Here is a 25444-nt window from a genome sequence, read left to right as displayed (position 1 = left end):
TTTCCAGAGGTAATCCCCATTCGAAGGAAAAGGATTTTTTAGCTTATCTCAATGACTTTGCAGGAATCTCTAATAATATATATGAGGTTTTTCTAAAGCCGGTTTTGTCAGAGTTTGATCAAAAGAGGTATACGTCATTGGTGATTGTTCCGGATGGTAAGCTGGCTTATTTGCCGTTTGAGATTCTACTTACCTCACAAGCCGGGCAATCCAAAGATTACTCGAGTCTGCCTTACCTGTTGAGGGACTACAATATTAGGAGCCTTTTTGCTTCGTCATCTCTGATTGAGTCCACTGTTGAAAAGGTCGACCTTTATGAATATGCTTACCTGGGCTTTGCTCCGGCGTATTCCAACTCCCCTCAGGGTGATAGAACTACAGGCACTGCATCGCCGGGTTTTCTAATATACAATCAACAAGAGGTGCTAAGTGCATCAGATTATTTTGACAATAAAGTTTTTATCCGGGAAAATGCTACTAAAGAAAATTTTCTAAACAGTGTAGGGACTGGTAAAATTTTGCATTTAGCTACACATGCTTTTACCAGTGATGAGGACCCTTCTTATTCCAGCCTTATTTTTTCCAGCTACGATTCAGGCCAGTCCAATAATTATGGGCATCTGCACCTTGATGAAATATATAATTTATCCCTTAACGCAGACTTAGTAGTGCTTAGTGGATGCGAAACAGGAACAGGAAAATATTTGAGGGGAGAAGGTATTATCAGTTTAGGGCGTGCTTTCCGATACGCTGGCTGCCCTAATATTGTGATGAGCCATTGGCAGGTCAATGACAAATCTACGGCTTTCATTATGGATGAATTTTTCCATAACCTGAAAAAAGGAATGAATAAAAGCGAAGCATTGAGGGAGGCCAAGCTAACTTTTCTCAATGATCCTAAAAACAAATACTTTTCACACCCTTACTATTGGTCTGCCTTTGTTTTGATGGGTGATGCACAGCCAATCTCCTCCCGTTCATGGTCTGCAGAAATAATTATGGCACTTAGTTTATTCGTGGGCTTGATAGCACTTGTCTTCGCTAAAAAGCGCAGAAAGAAAACCTCCTGATAATCTTTGTCTTACGGTTTTTTGCGCAGAATACTCTATCTGTTCGGTAACCTATTGGTGGATGGTTTCACCAAATAGAAACCATTAAAACCTATTGTTATGAAAAAAATTAAGATGAATTTTAATTTGCCCATGGCTATTCTAACTATTGGAATGGCAGTTTTTACAATCACCTCATGTCAGGAGGATGCATTAACAGACAAGGATAAGAATGATATGCAGCTGACCCAGGATCAGGCTAACGGAAAGCGAGATCAAAATGCCCGTTATGGGGGAGGAATATGCTTTCCCGTCGTTGAACCTGGCAGGATTGTGAGGGTACCTTTTGGCTTCGACTGTATCAATAACTGGGGCGGATGTAATCGATACTACGTGGAGTGTCTGCCCTGGCTGGACCCTTGTGCTTTGATCCCCTGTGGCATAGAATGGAGAGATCCCTGGATTATTTATGAAAAGTTCAGAGAGATTCCTGAGGATTTTGAGTCATTTCGTGATGCAGGCCAAATAGAAATAGACCCATCTAATACTATGGCGTATTTCCCGGTCAATGATCATGTGCTGGGGATGCAGTTTTACGAGGAATGGGAGCATTCCCTGTCTCAGGACAAACTACATCTACGAACTTCTGTAGTACTTGATGATGAGACAGCCAGTGACTATGGCCTGGCCGGGAATGTTTTGCCGGCAGGCATTTACCCCGTCATCTTTAATGAAAAGAATGGTACTTTTAACGCCTTTACCTCTGTAAATAAATTCCCCGTAAAGTATGACAGGCCTATCACTCAGATAATCCCCGGTGATTTTGACGGATCTTTAAATTTACTTCTTAAAGATTTTGATCTTAAGGAACATCCTGAATCGGTTGTCATTGAAGAGGATATTGAGCTGTATGTAGTAGAGCCTAACCTTTCAGATAACATTGAAGGTGTCTATGCCATCTCACCAAACCTATATGATTTGACGTTGGTATTCAAAGGAGATCCAAACCCTCAACCCAGTAAGTTTGATCCGACACCTACACCGCTTAAAATTCGGATAGAAGAGGAAATATGGCTGAATGAAGAAATAGCGAGTCTTTTAAACATCGAGCCGTTTTTAATTAAACCTGAAAATGTTCATCAGGCCTATGATGAGGAGGCGGATGTTTTGAGGGTGACTATTTTGAGATGATATAAATAAAAAAGATGTCATTTTCCCCGGATCGACCGGTGAAATGACATCTTTTGTTGTTTTTCTATTTTAGAAAAGCTTAGAACTTCTCAATTTCTGCAAAGAAGAAGTTGCCTTCGATAGTTGCGTTTTCGTCAGAGTCAGAGCCATGTATGGCATTAGCCTCGATTGACTCAGCAAACAGTTTTCTGATAGTGCCTTCAGCAGCTTCCTTAGGGTTAGTAGCTCCTATTAACTTTCTGAAATCTTCAACAGCATTGTCTTTTTCCAGGATCATCGGCACTATAGGGCCAGATGACATATAGTTAGTAAGGTCTTCATAAAAAGGACGCTCTTTGTGAACGGCATAAAACTGTCCCGCTCTTTCTTTCGACATGTAGGTTTTTTTCATTGCTACAATTTTAAAACCTGCCTCTTCTATCATTTTAGTGATAGCACCAGTGTTGCCGGCACCTACGGCATCAGGCTTTATCATTGTAAAAGTTCTTTTTCCAGCCATAATTTCTTCTGATTTTGAATTTGCCGCAAAAGTAGTAGAATATTTTTTATTAAGTGATCTAAAGGCTTGTAAATGTTATGCATTCCGATAATCCGACAGAGGGATTTTGTATTTGACCGATTTTATTATCAATTTTGCCGTTTATTAAAAATATAGTCCCCTTGTCATAAGGGGGCAGATTTAGAAGGAATGCAGAATCTGGAAGCTTTTAAAACAGTCATCAGCAGCCCCAAGAAGGTGGTGATTACCACCCATCACAAGCCTGATGCTGATGCACTCGGGTCCTCGTTGGGATTAGCAGGGTATTTGAAAAAGAAGGGACATGAAGTATCGGTTATTACGCCTACCGATTATGCTAACTTCCTCGCCTGGATGAAAGGCAATGATGAAGTCATCATATTTAATGAAGGCAACGAAGAAAAATCCGGAAAGCTGATCAGTGAGGCCGACATGATATTTTGTCTTGACTTTTCGAGCCTGAACAGGATCAACGAACTCGGTGAAATGGTGCGGCAATCGGAAGCGGTCAAAGTGCTTATCGATCATCATCTTGAGCCGGAAGACTTCGCTGATTTTGTTTATTGGAGTACAGAAGCTGCGGCTACAGCCGAACTTGTGTACGACCTGATTTGCGATCTGGGTGATAAGCAACTTATTGATAAAGACTTGGCTGAAAGCCTTTATGCAGGCATAATGACAGATACCGGTAGCTTTAAGCATCCGAATACCACCAAGAATGTATTCAATGTATGTGCAGAGCTGGTGGAGATTGGTGCGGATACAGCTAAGGTATCTAAACTTGTTTATGATACCAATTCATTGGATAAAGTGAAATTTTTAGGTTTTGCTTTAAATGAGAAACTGAAAGTTCTTGACGAGTTTAATACTGCTTACTTTGCTGTTTCTGCGGATGAGCTGAAAAGGTTTAACTCCAAAACGGGTGATACGGAAGGACTTGTTAATTATGCTTTATCTATTGAGGGAATAAAGTTTGCCGCCGTGATCATAGACAGGACAGAAGCTATAAAAATGTCTTTCAGGTCTATTGGTGATTTCTCGGTCAACGAATTTGCCCGAAAACATTTTGAAGGTGGTGGACATAAAAATGCCTCCGGAGGCAAATCAGACCTTAGCCTTGAAGAAACTGTGAAAAAATTTGAGAGTGTTCTCAACGAATATAAAAACGAACTAAGTACAAAAATTAAAACCTACGCTTAATGATCAATTCATTCAAAACCCTAGTGGCTTTATTGGCAGTTGTAGTGGCTTTACAATCATGCAATAGTCAGGAGAAAAAGACCGAATCCGGGATGGCATATACCCTGGTAAAAGAAGGTGATGGCCAGCCTATTGAAGATGGCCAGTACCTGCTGATGAATATGGAATACAAGGATAACAAGGATTCCGTATGGATGACTACTGCTGAGCAGGGTATTCCTATAGTAGTACCTAAAAATGATTCCGTTTGGAGTAGCAGCCAGGGTAGCATTGAGCAAATTTTCAATGAGCTTTCAAAAGGTGACAGCGTTACTTTCACCATCGGTATTAAAGACTTTTTTGCCAATACAGTAAAATCTGAGGCTCCACCTCAGGTAGATCAGGAAGGAACTCTGACGTTTAGTGTAGGCGTGGAAAATGTGCTTACCCAGGAAGAGTTTATGACATGGCAACAGGAAATGATGGCCAAGCAACAGAAACAGCGTGAAGAAGAAGCTGAAGAGCAACTAACAACTGATGTCGCTACCATCGAAAAATTCCTTGAAGAGAACAATATTGATGCAGAAAAGACTGAGTCAGGTATTTTCTATGTAATGAAAGAAGAAGGTTCGGGAGAACAGGCTTCAGCAGGCGATACTGTAAAAGTGAACTATTCAGGGCATGTGCTGAACGGTCCTTTCTTTGATACCAACGATGAGGCTTTGGCTAAAGAAAAAGAACTGTTTAATGAGCAGCGTGCAGCCCAGGGTGGATATGCTCCTTTGGAGTTTGTGCTTGGACAGGGCAGAGTGATCAAAGGTTGGGACGAAGGTATTGCATTGCTTAAAGAAGGAGGCAAGGCTACATTATACATTCCTTCTCCATTGGCATACGGACCTCGCCAGAGAAGCGCAGAGATCGTAGCTAATTCTATTCTTGTATTTGATGTGGAGCTGGTAGAAGTTGTAGACTAATCTAACAATGAACAGATTTTCATTATATCTTATCGCCCTGCTTGCTTTTGCCGGGACTATGGTCGGTTGCTCGGATGATGACGAGGATGGGCTTTCCGTGGAGGAACAGTTTGCAAAAGAAATAGAGCTTATCGATCAATATCTGGACGACAAAGGCATTGAGGCAGTGGTAGATTCTGCGACAGGGCTTCGCTATGTGATAAAGAATGACACTGTAAGTGAGCACCCTCAGGTTACGGATGTAATCATATTTAACTATGAGGGCAGGTTCTTATCTGATGAGATTTTTGAAGAAGGTGATTCTGTAGAGACTACATTGGGTAGCCTTGTTCCTGGTTTCCAGAGAGGATTACAGTTTTTCTCCGAAGGAACCTCAGGTACATTGTTTATTCCTTCATATTATGCTTACGGAAAAACAGGTCAGGGGCCGGTACCGCCAAATACGCCCCTGATATTTGAAGTAGACCTTATTGAGGTAAAATAGCATATATGGAAATCTGTTTTGCCACAAACAACACAAACAAAATAAATGAAATTAAACGCTTACTCCCCAGCCATATACGGCTGGTGGGGTTGGCTGATATAGGCTGCACCGAAGAGTTGCGAGAAGACCAGAAGACACTGGAAGGCAACTCCCACCAAAAAGCAGACTATGTCTATCAAAATTATAAAGTATCCTGTTTTGCAGATGATACAGGCTTGGAAGTATTTGCACTGGACGGTGAGCCTGGCGTGAGATCGGCCCGGTATGCCGGAGAGGCACGGAGCAATGATGATAACATTAACCTGTTGCTAAAGAACCTTGAAGGAAAGGAAAACCGGAATGCACAGTTCAGAACAGTGGTTACGCTTATCCTTAACGGAAAAACAAAGCAATTTGAAGGGATTGTAAAAGGTGAAATTATCAGAGAAAGAGTTGGTGATGAAGGCTTTGGCTACGATCCTGTGTTTATACCGAAAGGCTATGACAAAACCTTTGCCGAAATGACGGTTGAAGAAAAAAACCGTATCAGCCATCGGGGCATTGCTATCAGGAAACTTATTGAATACTTATCAACGCATATAAAAGACTAATTTTGTGAATCCGTTTATTATAGGCATCACCGGAGGGAGTGCTTCAGGCAAAACTTTATTCTTAAACAGCCTGTTGCGCGAGTTTGATAAAAAAGATGTGTGCCTTATCTCGCAGGATAATTATTATTTGCCCCGTGACCAGCAACCTCTGGATGAAAACGGTGTAAAGAATTTCGATACCCCGCAATCCATTGATGATAAAGCCTTTGCAGCCGATATTAGAAAAATCAAGGCAGGAGAGGGATTTTCAAGATTAGAATATACTTTTAATAACCCCAATGTAGTGGCTCAGATGTTGCAGTTTGATGCTGCACCTATTGTAGTTATAGAAGGGCTTTTTGTGATGCACTTTAAAGAGATCAACGACCTGCTGGATCTCAGGTTGTTTATTTCTGCAAAGGACCATGTCAAGCTTAAGCGCAGAATTGTAAGGGATAAAGTGGAGAGAGGCTATGATCTGGATGATGTACTATACCGCTTCGAAAAGCATGTGATGCCGACTTATGAAAGATATCTGGAGCCATTGAAAGACGAGGCTGACCTGATCATCCCCAACAACAAGAGCTTCGACAGTGCTCTCAAAGTACTTTCGGGATTTTTAAAGTCGAGATTGAATAAATAATGCCCATTCTTGTTTTATAAGGTATAATCATTACTTTTGTGGGTTCCTGAAAAAGAATGAATAAGCAAAATTACATATCAAAGTACAAGCAGTCCATAGGGATTGTTATTGGTATTGTAGCTGCCGTTGTGATACTTGTATCGCAATCATTCTACTATGATTACATGGCAAACGCTGAAGATAGCGTTAAAACGGAAATCGGTAATGAAACCCCGGATGATCAGCACCCTGACATCCTGACCATTAGCAAGGATGCCGTAACTACTGTGGTGCAGTTCACCATTACACAAGTGCTTCATTTTATCGCCGAGCTTCAACTGGCGAATAGCGACGAAATACAAGTTGAGTTTGATCAGAAGGTTGAGCTTGACACTTTCTTTAAAACACTCTTTCGTTTAATTATATCCCCGAACGCCCCATAAACCAGCGGCGTATTCCATCTTATTACTCACATTGACTAACTATGTGAGACTTCTTAATTTTTAAAAACCCTAACTATAAATATTTATTACAATGCGAAATAAAGGTGCAGTAGTATTTTTAACGATCATTATTACGTTGCTGTGCGTCTATTATCTGTCGTTCACGTTTGTGGCCAGAAATATCCAGCAAGACGCAATAGATTACGCAACCGGCGAGTCAGGAGTCGTTGATCTTAGCAAGAAACAGGCTTATCTGGATTCAATCTACAATTTGCCTGTTTACAATCTGTTTGGTGCAGAATTCACCTATAAAGAAGTAAAAGACACGGAGTTAAGTCTTGGACTGGACTTGCAAGGTGGTATGCACGTTACATTGGAGGTTTCTCCGGTAGATATCATTAAGGGACTGAGTGGTGATAGCCAGGACCCCGCTTTCCTTTCTGCAATAGAAAAAGCCAGGGAAAAGCAGAGAGACAGTCAGGAGAGATTTGCTGACCTTTTCTATGAATCTTACCAGGAAACAACAGAGAAGCCTTTGGCCGACATCTTTGCAACAGCCGCTAACCGTGGCAGAATCAGCAGAAGCGACAGTGATGAAGCTGTAATGGAAATTATTTCTAAAGAAATTGAAGATGCCATCGACAGGTCATTTATCATTTTAAGAACAAGAATTGACCAGTTTGGTACTTCCCAGCCTAACATCCAAAGACTGCAAGGTACCGGAAGGATACAAATAGAAATACCTGGAGCCGACAACCCTGAAAGGATCAGAAAATTGCTTCAAGGTGTGGCAAAGCTTGAGTTTTGGGAAGTAGCAGAGATCAGCGAGATCAACAACTCTCTTGTAGCGATTAACGATATGCTTGTAAAAGAGCAGCAGGCAAATAGCACATTGAATGCATCTGATCTGAAAAACGAAGTAAGTGCAGATACAACTGAGCAGGAAGGTCTTGGAGATGCATTGTCTTCTGCAGATGCTGATACTACGGAAGAAGTGGCGGGGGATCTTGATGCTGCGCTTAGCGGTGACACCACCTCAGGTGATCAACTGGATTCACTGGTCAATAACGAAATATCTCCATTATTTGCTTTGATCAAGGCACGTGATGGTTTGGTTTATGATGTTCGCGATACGGCTGTAATCGGAAAAATATTGAGAAGGGATGATGTGCAGTCGATTCTTCCAAGAACTGTAAAGCCTCTTTGGGAAGTAAAGCCTATGGTAAATGAGCAGACAGGTGAAGAACTTCTGCAATTATACTTTGTAAGAAAAGGCCGTGGAGGCAATGCAAAACTGACCGGTGAGGTAATTACAGATGCCCGTCAGGACCTAGACCAGTATAGCCGACCTGCAGTAAGCATGCAAATGAATGCACTCGGAACCAGAGTTTGGGCTAAAATGACGGCTGATGCTGCTAACCAGACTCCAAAAGGGAGAATTGCTATTGTACTGGATAACCTGGTGTACTCAGCGCCCTACGTAAACGGCGAAATTCCTAACGGTAGCTCTCAGATATCAGGTAACTTTACCATTGAAGAGGCGAAAGACTTAGCAAATATCTTGAAGGCGGGTTCATTACCAGCTCCAACCCGTATAGTTGAGGAGGCCATCGTAGGTCCTACACTGGGTAAAATAGCCCGTGATCAGGGTATCATCTCGATTGTGTCAGGTTTGGTTATAGTAGTACTTTTCATGATTGCTTACTATGCCAAAGGTGGTTTCGTTGCCAATATAGCTTTGGTTTTCAACGTATTCTTCATACTGGGTATTCTGGCGCAGTTCAATGCCTCACTTACACTACCTGGTATGGCAGGTATCCTTTTAACTATCGGTATGTCGATAGATGCCAACGTACTTATTTTCGAGCGTATCAGAGAAGAACTTAACAATGGCGTGAAACTTCGGGCAGCTATCACCGATGGATACAAAAAAGCATTTAGCTCTATTGTGGATGCCAACGTAACCACGTTCCTTACTGCTGTTATCCTGTATGTGTTAGGCCAGGGGCCTGTTAAAGGATTTGCCATCACGTTGATGATCGGTATAGTTTGTTCATTCTTCTCAGCAGTATACATCACAAGGGTGATCATAGAGTGGATGGTGAGAAAAGGAGATGAGAGCAAAGTATCATTCAAAACACCATTGTCGAAAAGCATGCTTGCTGACTTTGGAATCGACTTTATGGGCAAGAGAAGGCTGGCTTACCTGATCTCAGGAGCCATCATCGTTGTTGGTTTGGCCATTGTTGCAGTACAGGGACTGAACCTGGGTGTTGATTTTAAAGGAGGCCGTTCATACATCGTTAACTTCCAGAACCCGGTAGCTGCCACGGATATGAAACTGGCACTATCCGAATCCCTTGAAGGGGCTGGTACTGAGGTCAAAAACTTTGGTAGTAATAACATCATGAAGGTAACTACTTCATACATGGTTGATGATGAGTCTGATACCGCCGATGAGGAAGTAAAGAATGCAGTGATCAGTGGTATTGAATCATTTACTGGACAGCAGTATGTTACTAACAGTTCTCAGATAGATGCGGAACACTTTGCCATTTCCGGATCATCAAAGGTAGGAGCTACCATAGCAGATGATATCAAGAGCTCGTCATATGAGGCTGGTATATTCTCTATCGTGATTATATTCCTTTACATTTTGATCAGGTTTAGAAAGTGGCAGTTCAGTACTGGAGCTATTGTGGCTGTAGTTCACGATACAATGTTTGTATTTGCTATGTTTGGTATTGCCAGCCTGTTCGGTATCCGTTTCGAAATAGACCAGGTATTTGTAGCGGCACTGCTTACCGTTATTGGTTACTCCATTAACGATACCGTGGTAGTATTTGACAGGATTCGTGAATACCTGAATTTAGGAACCAGCTCTGACAGAATTAAAGTATTTAACTCAGCGATAAATACTACTCTGAACAGAACGTTGATGACATCATTCACTACTCTGATCGTAGTATTGATCCTGTTCATCTTCGGTGGTGAGGTATTGAGAGGCTTCTCTTTTGCCTTATTGGTAGGTATAATTGTTGGTACTTACTCTTCGATCTTTATTGCTTCTCCGGTCGTAATTGATTTGGATAAGAAGAAGATAGAGTAAATAATTTATGAAATTACAAAGGAAGCGGGTGTCTTGTGAAGGCATCCGCTTTTTGTTTTTAAATGGGGGTTCTTCTTTTGCTGCTCTTGAAAATAAAGTCTAAAACAGATACTTTAGTAAACCGTACTAAGTAGGGGAGCCGATGCCATACCAATTGCTTGAACAGCACATTAAAAAACACGTTGAATTCTCAGGAGAAGAGCTGAAAACTTTCTGTGATCATTTTCACTTAAAAAAAGTGATGAAGAAGCAACTTCTCCTTAGGTATGGGACAGTATGCCAGTTTGAAGGTTTTGTTACCAAAGGGTGCTTCAGGCTCTTTACTATTGACCACGAAGGGAATGAGAATGTACTTTATTTTGCTGCAAAAGACTGGTGGGTCACCGACATAGACAGCTTTACTAACCAAACGCCGGCTTTTCTCTCAATACAAGCATTAGAAGACAGTGAGGTGCTTCTTGTAAATAAATCTGATAAAGAGCTTCTTTATGAACGAATGCCCAAGGTTGAGAAGCTATTTCGAATAATGACTCAGAAAACATTAGTCTCTCTGCAACGCAGATTAATAAGAAACCACAGCCTTACTGCAGAAGAACGATACCAACATTTTATCTCTACCTATCCTGAGATTGCACAAAAGTTAACAAATCTCCAGATAGCGGCATACCTGGGTATAACCCATGAGTTTGTGAGCAAAATCAGAAAGAAAATTTCCAAAGGACAATAACCGGAATCACTTATTGAACTTGTTCAATGTTTTTCGGTGTACGAAGCCTGTACTTTACATCATCATTAAACAACATACATGATGAAGCAGATTTTCTCATTAGCAATTTTAACAATTTTAATTTTTGTGAAAATGGAAGTACAAGCACAAGGTTTCAAAAAAATAGAAACAAGCGGATTAGCATTGGAGGTATATAATGCTTCCGAAAATAGCTTTGGTGTAGCATCCGTTATAATTTTAGGAAAGACGGATGCCGTATTGATCGATGCGCAGTTCACTTTAGCTGATGCTACAGCAGTGGCTGAAAGGATCGAGGAGTCAGGTAAAAAACTTACCGCAATCTATGTGAGCCATGGTGATCCGGATTTTTATTTCGGGTTGGAAGTATTCAAAAGGTATTTTCCTGGTGTAACAGTATATGCGTCACCGACCACAATTGAACATATAAAAGCTACTGCACAAAAGAAGTTGGAAGTTTGGGGTGGTCGTCTGGGTGATGCGCTCACATCAAATGTGGTTTTGCCGCAAGTTTTGAAGGGGAATAGTATTGAACTGGAAGGACAGAAGCTGGAAATTATTGGTTTGGAAGAGTTTCCTAAACGGACTTTTGTATGGATCCCTTCTATCAAGGCCGTTGTGGGTGGTATCAATGTCTTTGGAAATACCTTTAATGTATGGATGGCAGATGCCCAAACACCGGAAGCACGTCAACACTGGATTTCAGTTTTGGATAAAATCAGTGCGCTGAAACCAGAAGTAGTGATACCTGCACATGCCGGAGATAAGGCTGCATTTGATTTAACTTCTGTAAAACATACTAAGGAATATATTCAGTTTTATGAAGAGGCGCTGAAGACAAACAAGACTTCCGAGGCATTAATCAAAGCGATAAAAGCGAAATATCCGGACCTGACATTTGGAATTGCCCTGGAGCTTGGAGCTAAGGTAAATACAGGAGAAATGAAGTGGTAGTCCATGAACTTCAAGAAAGAATTACTGGTCCTGTCAGTACTGTTAATGGTAGTACTGGCAGGCTGTCATCATAACGCTACTGAAATGACTAATGTAGAAATAGTAAAAAACACCTATGAAGGGGGGAGTTCAGAAGAAAATGGTAAATACCTGGAACAGTACCTGGCCCCGGATGCTAAATGGACAGAGGCAGCAGGATTTCCCTATGGTGGGACGTATACTGGTTTTGAAGAAATCAGGAAGAACGTTTTTGACAGGTTGGCGAGTGAATGGTTAAACTATAAATTTGAACCGGAAGGGTATGTAGGCCAGGGAGACAAAGTGGTTGCATACGGTACCTATTCCGGCACTTATAAAGAAACAGGTAAACACTTTAAAGCCCGTGTGGCACACATCTGGACATTAAAGGAGGGGAAAATAGTCAACTTTGAGCAATTTGTAGATAGTACACCTGTCCGGGATGCCATGACCAACGAATAGGTGATCCAGATTATAATCTTTTCAAAAGAACCCGGAGGTAGAAGCTGGGTTCTTTTTTGTTTATGCCTGGTTTTTTACCAGGGCGAAACTACATTATAGGCAGGTCCTGCTAAGAGATATACCAATACAGAAATAGTTATGAAAAGAGCTATTCTATTCTTATTCTTTCGATATATTATAATTCCCATAATCAGGTTGACAGCTATTATCAAATCAATGCCATGTACCAAATGTTTAGAATGATCAATTTGAATATCTAAGGGAACACTATTTGGGAAAAAGGGATCAAGTGGAATTTCTGGGGAGCCCCTAAATTTTTACCTCTTTGCTGACAGACAGTTGTTAATAGCAGTCGGCAAAAGCAGTTGGCAAACTCGTATAATATAACAATAAGGGTGGTTTATTGATTTTCAGTGGCAAGTTTCACATTACTTGTTTTACTTTCCAATCTATTTATAACAGAGCAAGAAATAAAAGGAGTATGAAGCAAAAGGGGAGTATAGTCAAAATAATCTTTATCATTTCTTAATTATACTCGTAAAGCTAATCCACAATCTGGTTGAGTAGAAAGCTTTTTTCAAATGTTCAGAGGTTGACAAGATCATATAATAAGTAAGTATCTTCAGATAAATCCCAAACCTTAATATTTCTGCCAGAAGTTCATATTAAAGAGCATCAATACGGTAAATAGTTCCAGCCTGCCTAATAACATCAGGAACGAAAGTATCCATTTGCCAAAAGGAGTGATGCTGTTGAAATTGTCCACAGGGCCTACTTCCCCTAACCCCGGTCCGATATTGCCTAGAGAGGTAGCAACTGCACCCAGGGCGGTGTCAAATTCAACGCCTGTAAAGGACAGCAGGAATACGCCTATGGCATAAACCAGCATGTAGATCATGACGAAGGCCAATACGTTATAGGTAATGCTGCGGCTAACAGCGGCACCATTTAACCTTACCGGGATCACGGCGGAAGGGTGGAGCTGTCTGCGCATCTCAAGGAAACTATTTTTAAAGAGCAATGTATGCCTTACTACTTTTATACCACCGGCAGTGGAGCCTGTAGATGCGCCTAAGAACATTAACAAGAAGAACACAATAGTTAGAAATGGAGCCCACTTGGTATAGTCGGCAGTAACGAAACCGGTGGTGGTAATGATGGAAACTACCTGAAACAGTGAGTCACGGAATGATTTTTCAAAGCCTTCCCATGTAGAGGAAAAAACAAAGAAGGAAATACTAATAGACAGTAGCAGAACTATGATCAGGTAATTTCTGAACTCCTCATTGGCCCATACTTTTTTGAATTTCCCTTTCAGGCCAAAGTACGTTATGGTAAAGTTGGTACCTGCCAAAAACATGAAGATGATAATGACATACTGGATATAGGCAGAGTCATAGTAGGCTACACTGGCATTTTTGGTTGAAAAACCTCCGGTGGCCATAGTGGTCAGGGCATGGTTGATGGCATCATAGAAGGTCATGCCACCAAACATCAGTAGGACAGTTTCTATCAGCGTCAGGCCCAGGTATATAAACCAAAGCCTTTTGGCCACTTCTTTGATCCTGGGCTTCATTTTGTCGGGTGAAATGCCTGGAGCTTCGGCTACAAACAACTGCATACCCCCAATGCCCAGTATTGGCAATATAGCTACGGCTAATACTATAATACCCATACCGCCAATCCACTGCGTAAGGCTCCTCCAAAACAGAATGCCCTTTGGGGCACTCTCAATGTCGGTCAGCACAGAAGCCCCCGTAGTAGTATAGCCTGATATGGTTTCGAAAAAAGCGTTGGTAAAATCGGGGATGGTGCCGGATAAAATATAGGGCAGGCTGCCGAAGCACGACATACATAGCCACCCTAAAGTCACGATAAGGTAGCCGTCTTTTTTCTTGAGTTCTTTATTTTGTTCATTTCTGGTTCCCAGCCAGGTCAGTCCTCCCGCTACTATTGAGATAGCGCCGGCTGTAGCCAAATGCCAGATGTCTTCACGGTAGTAAATAGAAAATGGCAGGCACAACAACATGAAAACACCGTTGATGACAAGCAGCAGCCCAAGTATATTGGTTATTAACCAGAAGTTAAACCTCATAATTATTTGAAGAATTTTTCAACAGCGTGAATACACTCCGGACGGCATAACACTACGGCCCTGTCCTTGGGCCTGAACTGGAAGTCACCCATGGTTGTATAACCCACACCATTACGCACAACACCTCCGATTATGGCCCCTTTGGGGAATTCCAAAGACCTGATCTCCTTCTCCGTTATTTTGGAGCCCGCCTTCACGATAAATTCGAGTATCTCCGCGTCGACACCATGAATACTGGTAAGGGAAATAACATCTCCCTGACGGATGTACCTGAAAATGAAGTTGGCGGCAATCAGCTTCTTGTTGATCATGGTATCAACCCCAATGTTCTGGGAGAGGTGGATGTAATCAATATTTTCCACCAAAGCCACGGTTTTCTTCACATTATTATTCTTGGCCACAAGGCAGGAGATGATATTTGTCTCAGAGTTACCGGTTACGGCGATGAATGCATCCATCTCCTCTATGCCTTCCTCCTGAAGCAGCTCTACATCCCGACCATCCCCATTGATGACCATAACATTTCGAAGTTGGTCAGCCAGTTCGAAGCATTTGTCCTTGTCACTCTCGATGAGCTTTACATTGAACTTCCTGCTCAACCTCCTGGCGGCATGAAAGCCGACTTTACTGCCTCCGAGGATCATGATATTTTTTATTTCCTGCTTCTGCTTGCCGGAAAGCTCCAAAACACTGTCAACACCATCGGGCTGGGCAATGAAATAGGCATGATCACCTTCTATGAACCTGTTTTCACCATGCGGGATAATGGTATTGTTTTGCCTGAGGATGGCTACGGTAACAAAATTCTGATTAGGGTTAAGATGTGCTACCTCGACCATGGTTTTGTTACAGAGCTTGCTGTTTGCATCTATGGTAACCCCTACCAGCGATAGCTTGCCCTGGTCAAAGTCAAAGGTGTCTGTTAATGCCACCTCTTTCAGTAGTCTTTTGATCTCTTTTGCGGCCAGCGACTCCGGAGAAATAATTTCGTCTATTCCCAGATCTTTGAGGTCCAGCTTCTCTTTGTCCAGCAGGTATTCAAGGTTTTGTATCCGGGCTATCGTCTTTTTTGCCCCCAGATGTTTACCTATCATAGCTGTAGTCAGGTTGGTTTCCTCGGATGAGGTAACGGCTATGAGCAGGTCGGCATTTTGAACATCCGCCTCTTCAAGGATCTTATACGAGGTGGAGCTGCCTTTGAGTATTCCAACATCTAAACTGCTGGACGCCTGCCTGAGCGTATCACCATCCTTGTCTATCAGTATAATATCCTGTCTTTCGTAAGCCAGCAGTTTGGCTAAGTGAAAGCCAACATCCCCGGCTCCTGCGATAATGATCCTCATACTTATTTTAGTCTAATAGCCATTGGTTTAGAAACAATCATTCAGCTTCGTCGGTAGTATACTCAACCCTGACTCCCACGGAAAGAATCTCCGGAAGGGAGTCCCTTCTCATGAACTGTTCGAGTTTTAACCTGTAGGTTCCGGCCTGTTCAAATTCATAATCTTCAAGGAGCGGAAATTGATGGTCAAAAATATCTCCCAGTCCATCTCCGTAAGGCTTTCCTGTTTTTGGGTGAAATAGGTCTTTATTTACCAGTTCAGTTGCTATCTTGTTTCCTAAAGTATCTTCCAGTGTATAATTCACATAGATGTTTTGGAAAGGGTAGGAAACTGAGTTTCTGAGATTGTAATATAAGTTATATTTTTTATCCTGGTTTTTGATCTGAAACTGGAACGTCAAACTGGAGTCAGCGATCCATGTCTTGTTTTCCAGATCTATGTTTTCTTCATATATTCTATTGCTATCGCATGCAGTGAGTCCTGAGATCAGGAAAAGAAGAATTATTGACGCCTGCTTTATCATTTACTCTGGTTGCTTTGATTATTTTTTTTACGGTTCCTAAAGTTTTTACGCTTCTTGTTCCTGCTTTTCTTTTTCTTGTTCCCTGTTTTGCTTTTAAACTTGCGATCCATTTTTTCAAGATCACTGTTTAGCGCCACATGGTCATCTTTGCCAGGAACGTCATCTTCAAGCAGGGAGGCTGGTTTTTTACCTGCTTTATTAAGTTTTATAATTTCATTGACACGTCTAACACCGATAGGGTGCCAGGTGTTTTCATCGTCATAGCCAAACCACATCACTTTTCTGAAAATATCCGTTTTCTGAAGTTTTGCTACGCCTTTTTCTGTTATCAGAGGCTTTTCAAGCTCGGGAATGTCTTTCAGGGCCTCCATATAAGTTTCCAGCTCATAGTTAAGGCAGCATTTCAGCCTTCCGCACTGGCCGGATAGTTTACTGGGGTTTAGTGAAAGGTTTTGGTACCTTGCCGCACTGGTAGACACACTTTTGAAGTCGGAGAGCCAGGTGGAGCAGCATAACTCGCGGCCACATGAGCCGATGCCACCGAGCCGCCCTGCTTCCTGCCGCAGGCTGATCTGGCGCATTTCTACCCTGATCTTAAATTCAGCAGCCAGCAGCTTGATCAGCTCCCTGAAATCAACACGGTCATCAGCCGAATAATAAAAAGTTGCTTTACTATTATCGGCCTGATATTCCACGTCAGACAGCTTCATGTCGAGCTTAAGGTCATTAATGATTTGCCTGGTTTTGTAGAGGGTCGGCATCTCCCTTTTGCAGACCTCATCATATTTCTCCAGGTCTTTCTGGTGAGCTATTCTGTAGATCTTTTTGATCTCATCATCATCAGCTATTTTTTTCTTCTGCATCTGGAGCCTTACCAGCTCACCCTGCAAAGAGACATAGCCGATGTGGTGCCCATTAGGCACATCAACAACAATAGCATCTCCGGTAGTAAGTTGAAGGTTTTCTGAGTTGCGGAAAAAATCTTTCCTGCCTCCTTTAAACCTTACTTCTACTACGTTAAATTTATCGACAACCGGCAGGTCCATATTGGAAAGCCAGTCAAAAACATTCATTTTATTGCATCCTCCGGTAAGGCACCCTCCGTTATTCTTACATCCTGCTACCTTTCCGTCTCCGGAGCTGCAAGCACTACATCCCGCCATAACTTACTTTTGTTTCATCCACACTAAAGATAAATAAATATCCATAAACACAACCATGCTATGGATAAATAAGGCGCTACTCCTGAGGCTGTTCAAACCAATATCCGATTTGTGAATGAGTGTCAAGTGGTTTTACTTTAGCTTGTTTACCTGCAGAGCTAAAATGTCTTTACCAATGTCCTTTCGGTAATACATGTCATCCCATGATATGCATTTTGCTCCGTAATATGATCTTTCAAGAGCATCTTCCAGGGTTTCTCCCTGACCTGTAATGGCCAGTACCCGGCCGCCATTGGTTACAAACTTATAATCGTCCTGTTTTGTTCCGGCATGGATCACCAATGCATCGGTAACATCCGCAAGTCCCCGGATTTCCTTACCTTTTTCGTAAGCCTCAGGATATCCTCCTGCTACCAGCACCACGGTTGTGGCTGCCTGATCGCTTACTTTTAGGGTTATATTCTTTAAGTTGCCGATTGCCGCCGCATAAAGCAGATCAACCACATCGCTTTCTATTCGGGGAAAAACCACCTGTGTTTCCGGGTCTCCCATGCGCACATTATATTCGATCACATAGGGCTCTCCCTCTACATTCATCAGGCCTATGAAAATAAAACCTTTATAATCTATACCCTCTTTTTTAAGCCCGGCAATGGTAGGTTCTATTACTTTGCTTTTTACTTTACTAATATATTCAGTGTTTGCAAAGCTAACCGGCGAAATGGCTCCCATACCACCTGTATTCAGACCGGTGTCACCTTCGCCAATACGCTTGTAATCTTTCGCCTCAGGTAGCAGTACATAGTCTGAGCCATCAGTAAGTACAAAAACAGATAACTCTATCCCTTTAAGGAATTCTTCTATCAATACCTTTGCGCTGGCTTCTCCGAACTGCTTGTCCACCAACATAGATTTTAAAGCAGCCTTGGCTTCTTCCCTGCTTTCGCTAATAATCACCCCTTTACCTGCTGCCAGTCCGTCAGCTTTAAGTACAATAGGGGTGTTACAGGTGTCAAGGTATGCCAGGCCCTCTTCTATATCAGCAGCAGTGAAAGTCCTTGATTTGGCTGTAGGCACACCATGCTTCTCCATAAATGACTTGGAGAAATCTTTACTCCCTTCCAGTTGGGCTCCAATTTTACCGGGGCCAACCATGGCAATTTCTTTTAACTTCGGGTCAGCTTCAAAATAATCCCTTATGCCATTTACCAACGGATCTTCCGGGCCTACAACAACCAGATCAATATTCTCATCTAATACAAATTTGCCGATGGAGGCAAAATCGCTGAGCTTCAATGCTACATTATGGGCGATCTGCGCTGTGCCGGCATTTCCGGGAGCTACAAAAAGTTTATCACACTTTTCGCTTTCGCCTATTTTCCAGGCCAGTGTATATTCTCTTCCTCCGCTTCCCAGTATTAATATATTCATGTTTTAGTATTTAGATGTTAGTCTTAAGTATTGAGATGCATGATCAGGTGGCCTGTCTTTTATCTCAAAACCTGCCATAAACGCCATATTTCAATTGAATTTCTTCAAATGACTATGGCAAGGGGCAAAGTTAAAAATTTAGTGATAATACACCAGTACTAAAAGTGCGTATGATCTCAGGTTGCCGGTGATTGTCTTGGTGAAAAGAGAATAAAAAAATCCCGGTCTTCCAGATGGGAAAACCGGGATTTATGTGAATGTCAGAATTCTTAATTGGCGTACTCAGACAAAAACTTGATCCTCATGAGTCTCAGTTCTTCTTCTGAATACTCATCATTGTCCTCATCTTCAAGGGCTACCTGGATGTTGTCGGTTTCAGCGTTGAGGAAGTATTCATAAATATCTTCCTGCTTGTCATGATCCAATACATCATTAATGTAGTAATCCAGGTTTAGCTTAGTGCCCGAATAACAGATGTTCTCTATTTCCGTCAGCAATTCATCAAAAGATATGCCTTTGGTTTCAGCTATTTCATCCAGGTCAATCTTCCTGTCTATCTGCTGAATGATAAAGATCTTCATTTTTGATTTGTTGATGGAAGATTTAATTACCACTTCGGAAGCTGTAACTATATCATTTTCTTCAACATATTCTGAAATTTTCTTAATGAACTCTGCGCCGAACTTTTTCACTTTGCCCATACCCACACCATTGATCTGAGCCATTTCTTCCTCAGAAGTAGGGTAGGTGGTGGCCATTTCCTCCAGTGAAGGGTCCTGGAAGATTACGTAAGGAGGCAGGTCTTTTTCATGAGCGATTTTCTTGCGCAACGCCTTTAATAGCCCAAACAGGGTTTCATCATAAGCCTTGGTTGAAACCGGTGTTCTCTCACTGCTTTCCTCTTCATCACCGGTATCAATGTATTCATGGTCTATGGCGAATTGTATAGCGTATGGTTTCTTTAAAAAATCATGTCCCTTTTGGCTTACCTTTAATACACCAATATTGTCTATGTCTTTTTCTAGCAATTCATATATCAAAGATTGCCGTACAACGGATTTCCAGTAATCTGCAGATTCTTCACCTCCTTTTCCATAGATATCAAGCTTATGATGATCATATGATTTAACATATTGATTTTCAACACCCCTTATAACATCTACCAGGTGGTTTAACCCAAACCTTTCACCGGTTTTTAAGGCTGCTTCCACGGCAATTTTTGCAACATCCTGCGCTTCGTACCTGTCTTTTGGTTTTACGCAGTTGTCACACATTTCACAATTTTCTACCGTGTATTCCTCACCAAAATAGTGCAGGAGCTGCTTTCTTCGGCATACCGGAGATTCGGCGTAATAAGACATTTCCTGTAACAGTACCCGGGCATTTTCCCTTTCCTGAACGGGCTTGTCCTTATTGAATTTTTCCAGTTTATTAACGTCGTTGTGGCTGTAGAACATCAGGCACTGGCCTTCGAGGCCATCCCTGCCCGCGCGACCGGTCTCCTGATAGTAGCCTTCAAGTGACTTGGGAACATCATAGTGCACTACAAAGCGCACATCGGGTTTGTCAATTCCCATACCAAATGCAATAGTGGCTACAATGATATCAACATCTTCATTGAGAAAATCGTCCTGGTTTTTTTCCCTGATGGCTGGTTCAAGTCCTGCGTGGTATGGTGCGGCCCTAAATCCGTTTACATTGAGCAATTCGGCAATTTCCACTACCTTTTTTCTACTCAGGCAGTATACTATGCCACTTTTGCCCTTATGATCGCGGAGAAAGTGAACCAGGTTTTTCTTGGCATGCTTTTTCTGCTTCACCTCGTAGTACAGGTTAGTCCTGTTAAAAGACGATTTAAAAACGTCCGCCCCTTCCATCTGCAAGTTCTTCTGGATGTCCAACTGTACCTTTGGAGTGGCAGTAGCAGTTAGCGCTATAATTGGCAGGTTTCCCAATTGACCAATTATTTCCTTGATCCTTCTGTACTCAGGACGGAAATCGTGGCCCCACTCTGAAATACAGTGGGCTTCGTCAACGGCCACAAAAGAAATGTTTGCCTTCTTTAAGAAATCAACATTTTCCACTTTTGTCAATGACTCAGGAGCAACATATAGCAACTTTATTGTGCCATCGAGGCTTTCCCTCTTCACCCTGTTCATTTCAGTTTTAGTGAGGGTTGAGTTCAAAAACTGCGCGTTTACTCCAAATGCATTCATCTGGTCCACCTGATTTTTCATCAGCGCAATAAGGGGAGAGATAACGATTGCGATCCCATCCGTCATGAGGGCCGGTAACTGGTAGCATAAAGATTTTCCTGCGCCTGTTGGCATAATCACAAATGTGTTTCTGCCTTCGAGGATGTTCCTGATGATTGCCTCCTGATTTCCTCTAAACTGGTTATAGCCAAAAACCTCCTTTAGTTTACTTCTCAATTTGTCCTTCTCTTCTACCAGCATCTTTTTCGTTGATAAAGTTAAAAATCACCATTAATGTAAAATGTTTAAAACCGCCTGATGTATGCCCATACAAATTACCGGGTGGAGCGGTGGCCGTGGGCATTTCACCATGATTTGATTATCTTTGTGGCGTTTCATATACCACTAATGCAAAAGGACGTTGAAGATAGCAAAAAATATTAACAATATCGCCAAAAAAGTGCTTCAAAATGAGGCAGATGCGGTGAAAAACCTGATAAATTTTATTGATGAAGATTTCGAAGCCTGTGTGCGTGAAATATACAACTCCAAAGGGCGTGTAGTCATTACCGGAATTGGGAAAAGTGCCATCATAGCCAACAAAATTGTAGCCACCCTAAACTCAACAGGTACACCTTCCCTTTTTATGCATGCAGCGGATGCTATCCACGGTGATCTGGGCATGATACAGGACAATGATATAGTAATTTGTATCTCTAAAAGTGGTAACACCCCTGAGATTAAAGTTTTGGTGCCTTTGCTTAAACGTACAGGTTCAAAACTGGTAGCATTGGTTAGCAATGTGGATTCTTACCTGGCCCAACAGTCTGACTTTGTGCTTAATGCTACCATTGCTGAAGAGGCTTGCCCTAATAACCTGGCACCAACCACCAGTACCACCACCCATATGGCCCTGGGTGATGCCCTTGCAGTATGCTTATTAGAGCTCAGGGATTTTTCAAGTGAAGATTTTGCAAAATTCCATCCGGGAGGTTCATTGGGCAAACAGCTTTATTTGAAAGTAGACGATATTTACCCTAACAATGAGTTGCCAATTGTTTATGAAAACACTTCGTTAAGGGAAGTTATTATCGTAATTTCATCGAAACGGCTGGGAGCTGCTGCTGTAGTAGACAAAGATCATCATCTGCTAGGGATTGTAACAGATGGAGACTTGAGGAGGTGCATGCAAAAAAACATGGATTTGGAGTCGCTTAAAGCTGGAGAGATCATGTCCAAAGGACCAAAAACCGTTAATAAAGGGGATTTTGCCGTTAAGGCACTAAACATAATGCAACAAAACAGCATTAGTCAGGTTATTGTGCTTCATAAAGATAAGGTTGTCGGGTTTGTTCATATTCACGATCTTTTGAAGGAAGGAATAATATAAAAAATTGTCACTTAAGCTTTAATAATGAAAAACAACTATGTAGTGATTATGGCTGGAGGCATAGGAAGCAGGTTCTGGCCCTATAGCAGAAATAACCAGCCAAAGCAGTTTCTGGATATACTGGGGACCGGACGTTCACTATTACAAATGACTTATGACAGGTTTTTGCCTGTTGTCGATAAAGAAAATATTTACGTTGTAACCAATAATGATTATGCGGCCCTTGTTAAAGAGCAGCTCCCGGAACTTACCGATCACCAGATACTCAAAGAGCCGCTAAGAAGAAATACGGCACCTTGCATTGCTTATGCCTCATATAAAATAGCAAAAAAGAATCCTGATGCCATTATCACCGTGGCACCTTCTGATCATATAATTTTTCACGAGGAGAAATTTTATAACGTATTAAAGACTGCAATATCGGCTGCCAGCGGGCAAGATAAATTATTAACTATTGGGCTGAAACCCAACAGGCCTGAGACTGGCTATGGCTACATTCAGTTTCTGGAGTCAAAGGAAAAGGTTAATCGCGTTAAAACTTTTACTGAAAAACCTGAGCGCGACCTGGCCCAGAAGTTTTTGGAGAGTGGTGACTTTGTATGGAACTCCGGCATCTTTGTTTGGGGTGTACAGGCTATCATCAAGGCTTTTGAAGAATGCCTGCCGGAGATAGCCGAAACTTTTGCTGATATTCAGAAGGCACTTTACACTGACAGGGAAACACGTGCTGTTGATGATGCATATTCCCAATGCGGCAATATTTCCATTGACTACGGTGTAATGGAAAAGGCAGATAATGTCTATGTGGTTTTGGGCGACTTTGGGTGGTCAGATCTGGGGTCCTGGAATTCACTTCACGAGCTGTCAGAGAAAAACGGGGAGTGTAACGTGATCCAGGGAAATGCCATAACCTATGACACCCAGAACAGCCTTATTCATGGGCCTAAAGACAAGCTCATCATTGTTCAGGGGTTGGACGGCTATCTGGTAGCAGAGTGTGGCAATGTAACACTCATCTGCAAGAAAGACGAAGAAGCCAAGTTCAGGGACTTCGTGGCAGATGTCAGAGATAAAAAAGGTAAGGAGTTTTTATAAAAAGAAGTATAGCAGAGGGACTAGACCCTCTGCCTTATAGCTTCGTAAATGGCAATGGCAGCAGAAACAGAAACATTGAGGCTGTCAATTTTTCCTTTCATAGGTATTTTTCCTCGTGTGTCAGTCATTTTAAGATATTCCGGGGAAATGCCATCTTCTTCCGAACCAAGCAATATAGCCACCGGTTGGTTAAAGTTCACTTCATAAATGGATTGATCGGTTTTTTCAGTGCAGGCGATGATCTGTATGCCACTTTCCTTGAGAAAAGTAATGGTATTTTTTAGGTTTTCGACCCGGCAAACAGGAATGTAATTTAAGGCTCCTGCAGAAGTTTTCATAGCATCGCTGTTAATGGCGGCGCTTCCTCTGCTGGGAATAATTATACCATCGAGACCGGCACATTCTGCGGTACGGGCAATGGCCCCAAAATTCCTGACATCAGTTACCCTGTCCAGTATGATGAAAAACGGCTCACGCCCCTCCTGGTAAGTCTGATCAATGATGTTGTCCAGCGACGCATATCGTATGGCCGAAATGAAAGCTATTGCCCCCTGATGGTTTTTTCTCGTTACACGGTTGAGCTTTTCAGCCGGCACCTGCGATATCGGTACGTTGTGCTCACGGGCTGTTTTTAGTAACTCTTTGATCAGGTCATTATTGAGTCCTTTCTGTACAAGCAGTTTGTCAATTTCTTTGCCTGAATTAATGCTTTCAATAATGGCCCTTATTCCAAATATCAGATCTTTCTGGTTCTCTTTCAATGTAATTTTTTTAGACTTAAAATCTTCCTTTTCTCCACAAATCTATGGCACGATACCACGCGCTGGCATAGTTTTTATCCCTTACCAATACAAAATGTGATGAAGAAAAAACACTTTCTGTCCTGATGAAGTTGAATTTTAACTTGGGCAAATCCGGAGAGGCCAGGTAGAGCCAGGTCTCGTCGCTATTGCTTTTTGTAACTTCGTCAGGCGGGCCAAAGATAATATAAATCAACCCCATATCTGTTTTCCAGCCCTCTTTATATGTGGTGAAAAGCCTGTTGGCACTTTCCACCCGGTCAAAATAATTCTTGATGATCGATTTTGCCCTTTCAGGTGATTTCGTCAGGTCCAGCCAAAACTTATCAAAGGCCTTTTTATCGCCATTGATATTCTGCAATTGCATATTTTCTTCTTTAGTAGTGATGTAGATCAAAGGCTCTACCAAATCCTCTAGTTTGGCCAGTTTTGGATAATACTTGTTCTCAACCCTTATACCTTTGCCTCTTTGACTTGAAGAGTCATTCTGAAAGAGAAAAAGGCCATGATTTGTAAATGTTATATTTTGTTCGCGGGCCACCACAAATGACGAATCAATGGGCATAGCTTTGGCAGGAGTTTCCTCTCTGACCGGCATTGGAGGTAAAGCCGGAGGGAAATGATGTTCATAATAATAGCCATATATCTGGTCGCCGGAGTTGAAATGGTATACGCCGGGTGCGACCCATGAGGTAAATTGAACGTTGTTATTGCTGTCCCACAAGGCTATATGATGGCCTGCCATATTAAAATCATAGAAATAGGTAAAACCACTGAATTTGCTTTGTACCCTAATAGCTCCAAGGCCTAATAGCGAGGATTTTGGAAGTGCGAACCGGATCGTGTGCTGGTTTCTTGCTTGTCCTAAATATGAGCTGTCTATTTTATTTGCAGTTATTTGCTGTAGAGCTTCGCCATATGATCCGGCAGTAAAAAAATCGAAAGTATAATCATTCAGCAGCGGTTTGCTTTGGTTAATAATAAGCTTAACATAGATGAAGGCAGTATCATTGCTGGTTATGATCTCATGCCTCAAATCTATTTCAGCGTCGGGGTTATATTGGTGAGCAAGGTTACTGGTATTTAAAGTAGG

General features: G+C 42.0%; 23 protein-coding genes. 14 read left to right on the top strand and 9 right to left on the bottom strand.

All coding sequences use genetic code 11. The annotated features are described in order from the left end of the window. Both E1163_RS17995 and E1163_RS17990 read left to right on the top strand, forming a co-directional pair. A partial coding sequence (locus E1163_RS17995; RefSeq protein ID WP_155173845.1) for a CHAT domain-containing protein occupies positions 1 to 1070 on the top strand: 1070 nt, incomplete at its 5' end. A 99-nt stretch (positions 1071 to 1169) separates the two neighbouring features. Continuing rightward, positions 1170 to 2240, top strand: a complete 1071-nt coding sequence (locus tag E1163_RS17990) for a hypothetical protein (protein ID WP_155173844.1) — start codon at positions 1170 to 1172, stop codon at positions 2238 to 2240. Between the two features lie 79 nt (positions 2241 to 2319). Here E1163_RS17990 and E1163_RS17985 read toward each other — a convergent pair whose 3' ends face one another. Beyond that, complete coding sequence (locus E1163_RS17985; protein ID WP_155173843.1) at positions 2320 to 2739, bottom strand: nucleoside-diphosphate kinase; 420 nt, start codon at positions 2737 to 2739, stop codon at positions 2320 to 2322. Positions 2740 to 2928: 189 nt separating this feature from the next. Here E1163_RS17985 and E1163_RS17980 point away from each other — a divergent pair, with 189 nt between their 5' ends. From E1163_RS17980 to E1163_RS17935, 10 genes are all read left to right on the top strand, one after another. Beyond that, entirely contained in the window at positions 2929 to 3957 is a 1029-nt protein-coding gene (locus tag E1163_RS17980) for a DHH family phosphoesterase (RefSeq protein ID WP_155173842.1), read from the top strand. Beyond that, positions 3957 to 4910, top strand: coding sequence for an FKBP-type peptidyl-prolyl cis-trans isomerase (locus tag E1163_RS31030; protein WP_221418031.1), 954 nt, complete (start codon positions 3957 to 3959; stop codon positions 4908 to 4910). Before E1163_RS17980 ends, E1163_RS31030 begins: the two co-directional genes overlap by 1 nt. Positions 4911 to 4917: 7 nt before the next feature. Further along, positions 4918 to 5394 (top strand): FKBP-type peptidyl-prolyl cis-trans isomerase, encoded by a 477-nt coding sequence (locus tag E1163_RS17970; RefSeq protein ID WP_155173841.1) that lies wholly within the window; start codon positions 4918 to 4920, stop codon positions 5392 to 5394. A gap of 5 nt (positions 5395 to 5399) precedes the next feature. Beyond that, positions 5400 to 5984: a non-canonical purine NTP diphosphatase gene (locus E1163_RS17965; protein ID WP_155173840.1), complete on the top strand. Its 585-nt coding sequence runs from the start codon at positions 5400 to 5402 to the stop codon at positions 5982 to 5984. Positions 5985 to 5988: 4 nt separating this feature from the next. After that, positions 5989 to 6606 (top strand): uridine kinase family protein, encoded by a 618-nt coding sequence (locus tag E1163_RS17960; RefSeq protein ID WP_343033875.1) that lies wholly within the window; start codon positions 5989 to 5991, stop codon positions 6604 to 6606. 56 nt (positions 6607 to 6662) lie between these two features. Continuing rightward, positions 6663 to 7028, top strand: a complete 366-nt coding sequence (locus tag E1163_RS17955) for a hypothetical protein (protein ID WP_155173839.1) — start codon at positions 6663 to 6665, stop codon at positions 7026 to 7028. 91 nt (positions 7029 to 7119) lie between these two features. Continuing rightward, positions 7120 to 10137, top strand: coding sequence for a protein translocase subunit SecDF (secDF, locus tag E1163_RS17950; protein WP_155173838.1), 3018 nt, complete (start codon positions 7120 to 7122; stop codon positions 10135 to 10137). Positions 10138 to 10378: 241 nt separating this feature from the next. Then, on the top strand, positions 10379 to 10864 hold the full coding sequence (locus tag E1163_RS17945) for a Crp/Fnr family transcriptional regulator (protein WP_246223759.1): 486 nt from the start codon (positions 10379 to 10381) through the stop codon (positions 10862 to 10864). Positions 10865 to 10942: 78 nt separating this feature from the next. Continuing rightward, entirely contained in the window at positions 10943 to 11836 is an 894-nt protein-coding gene (locus tag E1163_RS17940) for an MBL fold metallo-hydrolase (protein ID WP_221418030.1), read from the top strand. A gap of 3 nt (positions 11837 to 11839) precedes the next feature. Continuing rightward, entirely contained in the window at positions 11840 to 12316 is a 477-nt protein-coding gene (locus tag E1163_RS17935) for a nuclear transport factor 2 family protein (protein ID WP_221418029.1), read from the top strand. A gap of 640 nt (positions 12317 to 12956) precedes the next feature. Here E1163_RS17935 and E1163_RS17930 read toward each other — a convergent pair. From E1163_RS17930 to recQ, 6 genes are all read right to left on the bottom strand, one after another. Continuing rightward, complete coding sequence (locus tag E1163_RS17930; protein ID WP_155173836.1) at positions 12957 to 14411, bottom strand: TrkH family potassium uptake protein; 1455 nt, start codon at positions 14409 to 14411, stop codon at positions 12957 to 12959. Between the two features lie 2 nt (positions 14412 to 14413). Next, positions 14414 to 15754: a Trk system potassium transporter TrkA gene (gene trkA / locus E1163_RS17925; RefSeq protein ID WP_155173835.1), complete on the bottom strand. Its 1341-nt coding sequence runs from the start codon at positions 15752 to 15754 to the stop codon at positions 14414 to 14416. A gap of 37 nt (positions 15755 to 15791) precedes the next feature. Continuing rightward, the gene (locus tag E1163_RS17920) at positions 15792 to 16277 is read right to left on the bottom strand and encodes a gliding motility lipoprotein GldH (protein ID WP_155173834.1); all 486 of its coding nucleotides are present in this window, start codon (positions 16275 to 16277) and stop codon (positions 15792 to 15794) included. Further along, a complete protein-coding gene (locus E1163_RS17915) occupies positions 16274 to 17440 on the bottom strand; it encodes a PSP1 domain-containing protein (protein ID WP_155173833.1) in 1167 nt (388 codons plus the stop codon). The genes E1163_RS17920 and E1163_RS17915 overlap by 4 nt, the downstream gene beginning before the upstream one ends. 132 nt (positions 17441 to 17572) lie before the next feature. Next, entirely contained in the window at positions 17573 to 18871 is a 1299-nt protein-coding gene (gene purD, locus E1163_RS17910) for a phosphoribosylamine--glycine ligase (protein WP_155173832.1), read from the bottom strand. A 269-nt stretch (positions 18872 to 19140) separates the two neighbouring features. Then, positions 19141 to 21327, bottom strand: coding sequence for a DNA helicase RecQ (gene recQ / locus E1163_RS17905; protein ID WP_155173831.1), 2187 nt, complete (start codon positions 21325 to 21327; stop codon positions 19141 to 19143). Between the two features lie 160 nt (positions 21328 to 21487). Here recQ and E1163_RS17900 point away from each other — a divergent pair, with 160 nt between their 5' ends. Then, positions 21488 to 22456, top strand: coding sequence for a KpsF/GutQ family sugar-phosphate isomerase (locus E1163_RS17900; RefSeq protein WP_155173830.1), 969 nt, complete (start codon positions 21488 to 21490; stop codon positions 22454 to 22456). Between the two features lie 24 nt (positions 22457 to 22480). Then, a complete protein-coding gene (locus E1163_RS17895; protein ID WP_155173829.1) occupies positions 22481 to 23551 on the top strand; it encodes a mannose-1-phosphate guanylyltransferase in 1071 nt (356 codons plus the stop codon). Between the two features lie 20 nt (positions 23552 to 23571). Here E1163_RS17895 and rlmB read toward each other — a convergent pair whose 3' ends face one another. Together rlmB and E1163_RS17885 are read right to left on the bottom strand one after the other, a co-directional pair. Next, the gene (gene rlmB, locus E1163_RS17890) at positions 23572 to 24312 is read right to left on the bottom strand and encodes a 23S rRNA (guanosine(2251)-2'-O)-methyltransferase RlmB (protein ID WP_155173828.1); all 741 of its coding nucleotides are present in this window, start codon (positions 24310 to 24312) and stop codon (positions 23572 to 23574) included. Positions 24313 to 24328: 16 nt separating this feature from the next. Next, a partial coding sequence (locus E1163_RS17885) for a GWxTD domain-containing protein (protein WP_155173827.1) occupies positions 24329 to 25444 on the bottom strand: 1116 nt, incomplete at its 5' end.

Origin of the sequence: Fulvivirga kasyanovii, assembly GCF_009711405.1 — a bacterium.
GTDB lineage: Bacteria > Bacteroidota > Bacteroidia > Cytophagales > Cyclobacteriaceae > Fulvivirga > Fulvivirga kasyanovii.
The sequence above is the reverse complement of the archived record's forward strand: the minus strand, read 5'-3'. Positions and strand labels throughout refer to the sequence as shown.